This is a genomic window from Mitsuaria sp. CC2 (assembly GCF_048957715.1).
Taxonomy (GTDB): domain Bacteria; phylum Pseudomonadota; class Gammaproteobacteria; order Burkholderiales; family Burkholderiaceae_C; genus Roseateles.
Window position 1 is genome coordinate 216,992 of record NZ_JARVXN010000019.1, and the last position, 8,948, is coordinate 225,939.

Annotated in this window: 5 protein-coding genes; 2 read left to right on the forward strand and 3 right to left on the reverse strand. The window is 69.3% G+C overall.

The genetic code is table 11. From position 1 onward, the window contains the following. Nucleotides 1-2: 2 nt before the first annotated feature. Both PV762_RS15165 and PV762_RS15170 read left to right on the forward strand, forming a co-directional pair. Nucleotides 3-3,305, forward strand: a complete 3,303-nt coding sequence (locus PV762_RS15165; RefSeq protein ID WP_421035844.1) for an efflux RND transporter permease subunit — start codon at nt 3-5, stop codon at nt 3,303-3,305. Next, a complete protein-coding gene (locus tag PV762_RS15170) occupies nt 3,302-4,741 on the forward strand; it encodes an efflux transporter outer membrane subunit (RefSeq protein ID WP_421035845.1) in 1,440 nt (479 codons plus the stop codon). The genes PV762_RS15165 and PV762_RS15170 overlap by 4 nt, the downstream gene beginning before the upstream one ends. Before the next feature lie 2 nt (nt 4,742-4,743). Here PV762_RS15170 and PV762_RS15175 read toward each other — a convergent pair whose 3' ends face one another. The 3 genes from PV762_RS15175 to PV762_RS15185 are packed head-to-tail and all read right to left on the reverse strand — an operon-like array spanning nt 4,744 to nt 8,799. Further along, nucleotides 4,744-6,813, reverse strand: a complete 2,070-nt coding sequence (locus PV762_RS15175) for an alpha/beta hydrolase domain-containing protein (protein WP_421035846.1) — start codon at nt 6,811-6,813, stop codon at nt 4,744-4,746. A 47-nt stretch (nt 6,814-6,860) separates the two neighbouring features. Then, the gene (locus tag PV762_RS15180; protein WP_421035847.1) at nt 6,861-7,652 is read right to left on the reverse strand and encodes a LytR/AlgR family response regulator transcription factor; all 792 of its coding nucleotides are present in this window, start codon (nt 7,650-7,652) and stop codon (nt 6,861-6,863) included. Nucleotides 7,653-7,695: 43 nt separating this feature from the next. Continuing rightward, the gene (locus PV762_RS15185) at nt 7,696-8,799 is read right to left on the reverse strand and encodes a sensor histidine kinase (RefSeq protein WP_421035848.1); all 1,104 of its coding nucleotides are present in this window, start codon (nt 8,797-8,799) and stop codon (nt 7,696-7,698) included. Nucleotides 8,800-8,948 lie beyond the last annotated feature (149 nt).

The following is an 8,948-nucleotide window of genomic DNA, read 5'->3' on the forward strand; positions in this document are numbered from 1 at the left end:
CCATGGATATCTCACGCTTCTTCATCGAGCGGCCGCGCTTTGCGTCGGTCCTCTCGATCTTCATCTTCCTGGTGGGCCTGCTGGCGATCTTCCGGCTGCCCATCTCCGAGTACCCGGAAGTCGCGCCGCCGCAGGTCGTCGTGCGCGCCCAGTTCCCCGGCGCCAACCCGCGCGTGATCTCCGAGACGGTGGCGACACCGCTCGAGGAACAGATCAACGGCCTGGAAAACGTCCTGTACTTCGACAGCCAGGCCACCGCCGACGGCGGCATGACCCTGACGGTCACCTTCAAGATCGGCACCAACCCCGAATCCGCGGAAACGGCGGTCCAGAACCGCATCAACCGCGCGCTGCCGCGCCTGCCCGACATCGTCCGGCAGATCGGCGTGACGACCGAGAAGTCCAGTCCCAACCTGACCATGGTTGTCCACATGGTCAGCCCGGACAACAGCCGCGACGCGCTGTACCTGCGCAACTACGCGCAGCTGCAGGTCCGCGACGAGCTGCTGCGCGTGCAGGGCATGGGCTCGGTGCAGGTCTTCGGCTCCGGCGACTACGCGATGCGCATCTGGCTGGACCCGGCCAAGCTGGCCGGTCGCGGCCTGACCGCCTCCGATGTCACCAACGCCATCCGTGAGCAAAACACGCAGGTCGCGGCCGGCGTCGTCGGCGCGCCGCCGGCGCCCAAGGGCACCGACTTCCAGCTGCAGATCAACACGCAGGGCCGCCTCGTCACCGAGGAAGAGTTCGCCGACGTCATCATCCGCACCGACACCGCCACCGGCGGCCTGGTGCGCGTGCGCGACGTGGGCCGCGTCGAGATGGGCCCCGGCACCTACGCGCTGCGCAGCCTGCTGAACAACAAGGAAGCGGTCGGTATCGGCATCTTCCAGGCGCCGCAGTCCAACGCGCTCAACATCTCCAAGGATGTGCGCGCGACGATGGAGCGCCTGAAGGCCAGCTTCCCGGCCGGCGTCAGCTACGACATCGTCTACGACCCGACGCGTTTCGTCGCCACGTCCATCGAGAAGGTGATCCACACCCTGATCGAGGCCGTGCTGCTGGTCGTGCTGGTGGTGATCATCTTCCTGCAGACCTGGCGCGCCTCCATCATCCCGCTGCTGGCCGTGCCGGTGTCCATCGTCGGTACCTTCGCGGTGCTGCTGCTGCTGGGCTACTCGATCAACACGCTGACGCTGTTCGGGCTGGTGCTGGCGATCGGCATCGTGGTCGACGATGCGATCGTGGTGGTCGAGAACGTCGAGCGCAACCTCGAGGACGGCCTCACGCCGCATGCCGCGACGATCAAGGCGATGCAGGAGGTCTCCGGACCCATCATCGCGATCGCGCTGGTGCTGTGCGCGGTGTTCATCCCGCTGACCTTCGTGCCGGGCCTGTCGGGCCAGTTCTACCGCCAGTTCGCGGTCACGATCGCGATCTCGACGGTGATCTCGGCGTTCAACTCGCTGACCCTGTCGCCCGCCATGGCGGCCTTGCTGCTGCGTCCGCACGACGCGCCCAAGGACCCCATCATGAAGGTGATGGACAAGCTGTTCGGCCGGTTCTTCCACTGGTTCAACTGCTTCTTCCAGCGCCGCAGCGAAGGCTACAGCCGCGGCGTCACCGGCATCCTGAAGCGCAAGGGCGGCGCGCTGGTCGTCTACGCGATCCTGCTGGGCCTGACCGCCCTGCTGTTCACGCGCATCCCGTCGGGCTTCGTGCCCGCGCCGGACAAGCAGTACCTGATCGGCATCGCGCAGCTGCCGGCCGGCGCCACGCTGGACCGCACCGAGGAAGTCATCCGGCGCATGAGCGACATCGCGCTGAAGGTGCCCGGCATCCGCGACTCGATCGCCTTCCCCGGTCTGTCGATCGCCGGCTTCTCGGCCGCGCCCAACGAAGGCATCGTGTTCTTCGGCCTGGACGAATTCGAGAACCGGACCTCCGCCGACAAGTCCAAGGACGCGATCCTGGGCAAGGTCAACGGCGCGATCCAGCAGATCCAGGGCGCGCGCATGTTCGTCGTGCCGCCGCCGGCGGTGGACGGCCTGGGCAACGCGGGCGGCTTCAAGGTGCAGGTGCAGGACCGCGCCGGCCTCGGCGAGCAGGCGCTGTTCGGTTCCGTCTGGGGCACGCTGGGTCCGATCTACGGCGACCCGAAGAGCGGCATCGGCACGCCGTACTCGACCTACGACATCAACGTCCCGCAGCTCTTCGCCCACGTCGACCGGGTGAAGGCCAAGCAGATGGGCGTGAAGCTGCAGGACATCTACGACACGCTGCAGATCAACCTCGGCTCGCTGTACGTCAACGACTTCAGCCGCTTCGGCAAGACGTATCAGGTCATCGTGCAGGCGGACGCGCCCTACCGCGCCAACGCCGGCAGCATCACCGACCTGAAGACGCGCAACGAGAAGAACGAGATGGTGCCGCTGGGCGCGCTGATGAACGTCGATCCGACCTTCGGGCCGACGCGCGTGACGCGCTACAACGGCTTCCCGAGCGCGGACATCAACGGCGCGGCCAAGCCCGGTTTCTCCAGCGGCCAGGCCGAGGCGGAGATCGAGCAGCGCCTGAAGAACCTGCCGCGCGGCATGACCTACGAGTGGACGGAGCTGACCTACCAGGACCGGCTGACCCGCGACATCAAGGTCGGCGGTGTCGCGATCCCGACGCTGGGCGCGGTGCTGGCGATCTCGGTGCTGCTGGTGGTGCTGGTCCTCGCGGCCCAGTATGAAAGCTGGTCGCTGCCGCTGGCCATCATCCTGATCGTGCCGATGTGCATCCTGTCCGCGCTCTTCGGCGTGTGGCTGTCGCACTTCCCGCCGTTCGCGCAGGCCGGGGATCTGAACATCTTCTCGCAGGTGGCGCTGGTGGTGCTGGTTGGGCTGGCGTGCAAGAACGCGATCCTGATCGTCGAGTTCGCCAAGGAACTCGAGGAGCGCGGCGAAGCGCTGCACGACGCGATCATCCACGCCTGCCGCATGCGGCTGCGTCCCATCCTGATGACCTCGATCGCGTTCTGCGCGGGCGTCATCCCGCTGATCCTGGGCTCCGGCGCGGGCAGCGAGATGCGTCGCGCGATGGGCATCGCGGTGTTCTCGGGCATGGTCGGGGTGACGCTGTTCGGCATCTTCCTGACGCCGGTGTTCTACGCGCTGCTGCGCAAGAGCACGGAGAAGAAGCGTGCCCACGCGGCCGAGCTGCGTCATCAGATCGATGCCGCCGCCCATCCGTTCCATCCGGGCGTCGACGACGCCGATCCGCCGAAGGGCGGCACGCCTTCGCCGAAGGGGGGCGCATGATGTTCTTCCGAGTCTCTCTGATGGCCGCCGCGGCGGCCGCCACGGTGGCGCTCACGGGCTGCTCGACAGCCCCGGCGCCGAAGAAGTCCGAAGTGCCCCTGGCGAATGGCTTCGCCAACGCGCCGCAGGGCGACAGCGCCACGCTGGCGCAGGCGCCGGTGGGGCGCTTCTGGCAGGGCTTCAACGACAGCGGGCTGGACTCGCTGGTGACCCGCGCGCTGCAGGCCAACACGGACCTGCGCATCGCGTCGGCCAACCTGCGTGAAGCGCGGGCGCTGTCGCGCTTCGCGGATGCGCAGCTGTTCCCGACCGTCGACCTGACGGCCGGGGCCGGCCGCGCCCGCGCGCCGGACTACCAGGGCAATCCGCAGAGCGGCAACGCGTTCTCGGTCGGCTTCGACGTGCGGTGGGAGGCGGACCTGTTCGGTCGCCTGTCCGACGAGCGCCGTGCCACCGCGGCCGAGCTGCTGGCCGGCGAAGCGGGCCTGCGTTCCGCGCAGGTCAGCGTCGCGGCGGAAGTGGCGCGCAACTACTTCGAGCTGCGTGGTCTGCAGGAGCAACTGCGCGTCGCCCAGCAATCGGTGGAGACGCAGCAGGGCGCGCTGAAGCTGGTGGCCGGCCGCCAGGAAGCGGGTCGCGGCAACGGCTTCGACACCGAGCGCGCCCGCGCGCTGGTGCAGAGCACGGCGGCCACGATTCCCGCGCTGGAGATGGCGCTGGCACGCACGCGCTATCGCCTGGCCGTGCTGACGGGCCAGCCGCCGACGGCGCTCGACGTGGAGCTGTCCGACGTCAAGCCGCTGCCGGGTCTGAAGACGATCGCGCTGGATCGCATCGGCACGCCGGAGGATCTGCTGCGTCGTCGTCCGGACGTCCGTGCGGCGGAAGCGCAGGCGGCCGCGGCTGCGGCGCGCGTCGGCGTGGCGCGTTCATCGATGTTCCCGCGCATCACGCTGGGCGGCACGATCGGCCAGAACGCCTCGCGCATCGGCGACCTGGGCGACGGTCCGGCGTATGCCTACAACCTCGGCGCGCAGCTGGTGTGGAACCTGATCGACTTCGGTCGCATCCGCGCCCAGATCGCGGCGGCGGACGCGCGCAACGAGGCGGCCTTCATCAGCTACGAGCGCACCGTGCTCGCCGCGCTGGAGGAAACCGAAGGCGCGCTGGTGACCTACAACCGCAGCCAGCAGCAGGCGCAGGCGCTGTTCGATGCGGCGGTCTCGGCGGAACGCGCGGCCAACATCGCGCGCGAGCGCTTCAAGGTCGGCATCAGCGACTTCCTCGCCGTCCTGGACGCCGAGCGTGAACTGCTGACCGCGCGCAACCAGCTGGCGCAATCGCAGACGGCGGCGGCGACCTCGCTGGTCGGCGTCTACAAGGCGCTGGCGGGCGGGATCGATGCCGAGGCGCCGCCAGCAACGGCGATGCGCTGACGTCAGCGCAACACGTCGCTCTCGGAAGCTTCCTTGAGCAGACGATCGCGATCGGCGGACAGGAGAAATCCTTCCGCCGATGCTTTTTCCGCGGCTGCTTTCACTGCGGCGACGTAGCCGGCGTGATCGACGTATCGCTCCTCAAGTGAGGGCCGAGGATCTCCGCTGGCCTCGCGCTCCGCGCGCGTCCGCGCGAACGGCACGTAGCCGCCCGCGTAGTTGCAGACCTGCCCGGCGTGGATGCCGTCGGCGGTGATGTTCCAGCCGAGGTAGGTGCCCAGTGGCGCCATCGACAGGACGGTCGGCACGCCGCCGACCTCGTTGCCGTCGGCGTCCACGCGCGGCACCTTCGCCGGCAGCACGCGCTTGATCTTCGGCGGGATCTGGTCGGGAACGCCCGACGCTTCGACGCGGTCGAAACCTGGCCCCCAGTCGTAATCGAAGACCGGGAAGACGAAGTTCTCCGGTCGGAACACGTGCTCCGGAATGCCCGGCACGCCGCGCGGGAAGCCCATCGCCTTCTGCGTCGGATCAACGAGCTCGCCGCGCGCCAGCGTCGGATATCGACTCGGCGGCGGGGTTGTGCCCTTGAGCACCCAATCGCGCATCGCCGCGCTCAACACACTGCGCAGCTCGCGGTGCGGGAGCGGGTTCGGTGCGAGCGTCGCCTGCCCGAAGTTGTTGCCGGGGCAGTTGAACGACGCGGTGTCCGCCTCGTGGCGGAAACCGCCGCCACCGCCGCCATGCGGGCTGCCGGCCACGTAGTAGCGCCGCACGTCCGGCGCGAGCGGAATGTCCGTGTCCGCCGACGATCCGACCCACTCCAGCGAGAGCTTCAGCGCGTAGACCTCTGCGGCGCCGAAGTGCTCGAACACCTTGGGGCAGGTCCTGCTCGCGGTGCAGCGGGTCAGCAAGCCCTTCGCGGGCAGGCCTCGGGCCTTGTCGGCCCAGTCGACCCACCATTGCGGGCCTTCGCTGCCCATCTGGAAGAGCTCCAGCACGCCGTCGGGTTGTGCCCAGCGGGCGTTGGCCGCCACGCGGCGGCCCGCGATGATGGCCCACGCGCCGTCGTGGACCTGGCGGCCGGCCTCGTCCTGGTTCAGGCCCATGAACAGGAACTGGCGGACCATGTTCCCCGATTGCGAGACACCGCGGATCGCGCTGCCGCGCACCTGGCCGGCGATCGGGTTGGGCGTGCCGGCGTCGTCGGCCTTCGCGTACCGGAAGAACGCGCCGACATCGCGGAACGCGGCCATGCCGACGCCTAGCACGTACGCGTTGCCGGCCGTGTAGACGATCTGGTAGACCTTGCCCGCGTCGAAGCCGCCCCGCAGGCAGACGTGGATCGGCAGGTTGGATGGCGCGTGCGACGCATCGATGTCGATGGGAGCGCCGGGGAACGGCTGTCCGTGGTCGCAGCGGGCGAAGGCCCAGTCTTTCGGATCGACGGTGCCGGCCGTCGTGATACGGCCGTCGACGGTTTCCTTCGTGTGGACCGTCAAGGTCGCGCGCGTCGTGTCCAGCGAGACCGGCAGGTAGGGCATCGGATTGCCCTGCACCATCAGCGGCTGGGAATCCGGCCCACTGCGGTTGACGATGCGCGCCATCACCGGGCCAGTCACCGGCTTGCCGTTGACGCGCGCGACCGGCGCGCGGACATAGTGGTTGAGCGCTGCCTCGGGCCGCGTGCGCGGCACGCCGGTGTTGCCCGCGTTATCGGCTTGCCATCCGCTGCGCAGGCCGATGTCGCCGGCCTTGAGCTCACCAGGCTGCAGCCGCACTTCGCCGCCGCGGTTGGGCACGTCGTGCCACAGGAAGCCGCTGGAACGCTCGCGATCGACCGGCCGGGTGATCACCCAGTTCGTCTCGTAGCGGACCAGGCCGTCGGCCTCGGCGCCGAGCTTCAGATCGGTGATCACCGCGTTGTGGCTGTCCTTCGGATCGAGCTGGCCGAATGCGCGACCGCGGAGTTCCTCATAGCCGCGCCGCTCGCCGGTCAGCGGCGTGACTTCGTCGACCACGATGCGCGTCACGCGTGCGTGCGCGACACCGATGGCCAGCAGCGACAGCACGGCCAGCGCCGCTCCCCGAATGCGTGTTCGCGTGCAGGGGATCCGCATCACTGGCCCTTGAACAGACCTTGGAACTGCCGCGACACCGGCAGCTTCTCCGCGCAGCCCTTGAGCGAGAGCTGCATCGTGTTCTCGTCGACGCGGGTGGCGCTCGTGATGAAGCGGCTGTTGACCAGCACCGAGCGGTGCACCTGCCAGAACACGCCCGGGTCGAGGTCGCTGAGCAGTTCCTTGAGCGCGGTGCGGATCCACGCCTCGCCGTCGCGATGCACGACGCGGGTGTAGCGGCTGTCGCTCTGGAAGAACAGGATGTCGTCGGGCGCGATCAGCTGGATCTCGCGACCCTGGCTGGCCTGGATCGGCCGCATCGTCGGTCGCTGCGCGGGCAGCAGCTGGCGGAGCAGCTCAAGCGTGGCCGCGGGCATCGCCGGCAGGGAGGGGCTGTCGACCGCATCGGCCTCCTGTGCCTGGCGTTGTCGCAGGCGCTGGAGGCACTGCTCCAGCCGCGCGTCCTCGACCGGCTTCAGCACGTAGTCGACCGCGCCCGCCTCGAAGGCCGAGAGCGCGTGGTCGCCATAGGCCGTGACGAACACGACCTGCGGCGGCTCCGCCAGTTGCGACAGGCGCTGCCCGACCTCCAGGCCCGACATCCCGGGCATGCGGATGTCGAGGAAGCAGAGCTGCGGCTCGTGTTCGAGGCAGTCGTCCCAGGCGTCGCAGCCGTTGACGCTGGCCGCCACGATCTCGATCTCCGGCGCCAGGCGCGCCAGCGCCGCGCGCAGCTGCTCGCGCGGGCCTTCCTCGTCGTCCGCGATCAGCGTGCGGATCTTCGTTGTCATGCGTGTTCTCTCCCCGATGTGGCCGATACGACCGATGCGAGCTTCAGGCCGTCGGCACTTCGACCCAGGCCAGGCATCCGGGCGCTTCCGCCGGACCCGGCTCCAGGCCCAGCGCGGCGTGCGCGCCGAACTGCGCCTTCAAGCGCTCGCGTGTGTTGGCCAGCCCCAGGCCCTCGCAGGCGCCCGGCGGCAGGCCTTGTCCGCCGTCCTGCACCTCCAGGCGCAGCCGGCCGTCCGCCGCCTTCACCCGCACCGCGATGTGTCCGCCGCGCAGGCTGGGCTCGATGCCGTGCGTGATCGCGTTCTCCGCCAGCGTCAGCAGCGTGCCCGGCGGCAGGCTCGCGCCGGCGATCGCCGCCTGCGCCGTCGCGTCCGTGTCCAGCGACCAGCTCAGCCGCTGCCCCAGCCGCGCCTGCATGATGTCCAGGTAGCTGCGCACGATCTGGAGCTCCTGCTCCAGCGGCAGCCGGTCCTGCTCGAACATCGGCAGCGTCGCGCGCAGGTAGCGCGTCAGCGAGCGCAGCATCGGCCCGGCGCGGTCGTCGCGCGTGTCGACCCAGTGCTGCAGCGACGCCAGCGTGTTGAAGAGGAAATGCGGCTGGATCTGCGCCGTCGCCAGCCGCTGCGCCATCGCGACGCGCTCTTCCTGCGCGTCGAGCTCGGCCAGGCGCGCGCCCAGCTGCTGCGTCCGGTAGAGCGTCAGGAACCACCACGACGACACCGTCAACGTCATCCCGCCGGCCACGAAGGGCAGCAGGTCCCGGGCCTCGGCGCGGAAGCCGGCCTTCACCATCCCCAGCGTGACCAGCACCATCAGCACGCTGAGCGCAAAAGTCGCGCCGTTGAATCGGGTCCGGGTCGGCTGGCGCCAGAGCCAGCGCGCGACGCCCAATCCCAGCGACGCCATGCCGAGGCCACCGATCAGGATCACATGCGCCAGCTCGCGCGGCAGCATCGTGTAGAACACCAGCCCCAGCACCAGCACGTTGCTCATCACGTAGCTGTCGATGACGGTGGACCAGGTCTTCAGGCCGGAACGCTCGATCTCCTCCTCGGTGAAGGTGCGGCGCGGTCCTGGGAACAGCCATTGCGTCCAGTCCCCCTTGGCCTGAGGGACCGCATCGGCGGAAGCGCTGGGCGAAGTCATGCGGCGAGTCTAGGCGAGGGGCCCGGTCAACGCCTCAGGATGCGGCGAATGGCAGTGGGTGAGGACGATCGGTCGACTGCGACGACCGAGCGGACGCCGTGGCGGCCGGTGCCCCGTTCCGCTCAATCGCCTCCTCATGCTCGGCATTC

Excerpts from the sequence above, each read along its gene's own strand:
- PV762_RS15165 (WP_421035844.1), top strand. The coding sequence starts at position 3 with ATGGATATCTCACGCTTCTTCATCGAGCGGCCGCGCTTTGCGTCGGTC.
- PV762_RS15170 (WP_421035845.1), top strand. The coding sequence starts at position 3,302 with ATGATGTTCTTCCGAGTCTCTCTGATGGCCGCCGCGGCGGCCGCCACG.
- PV762_RS15180 (WP_421035847.1), bottom strand. The coding sequence starts at position 7,652 with ATGACAACGAAGATCCGCACGCTGATCGCGGACGACGAGGAAGGCCCG.
- PV762_RS15185 (WP_421035848.1), bottom strand. The coding sequence starts at position 8,799 with ATGACTTCGCCCAGCGCTTCCGCCGATGCGGTCCCTCAGGCCAAGGGG.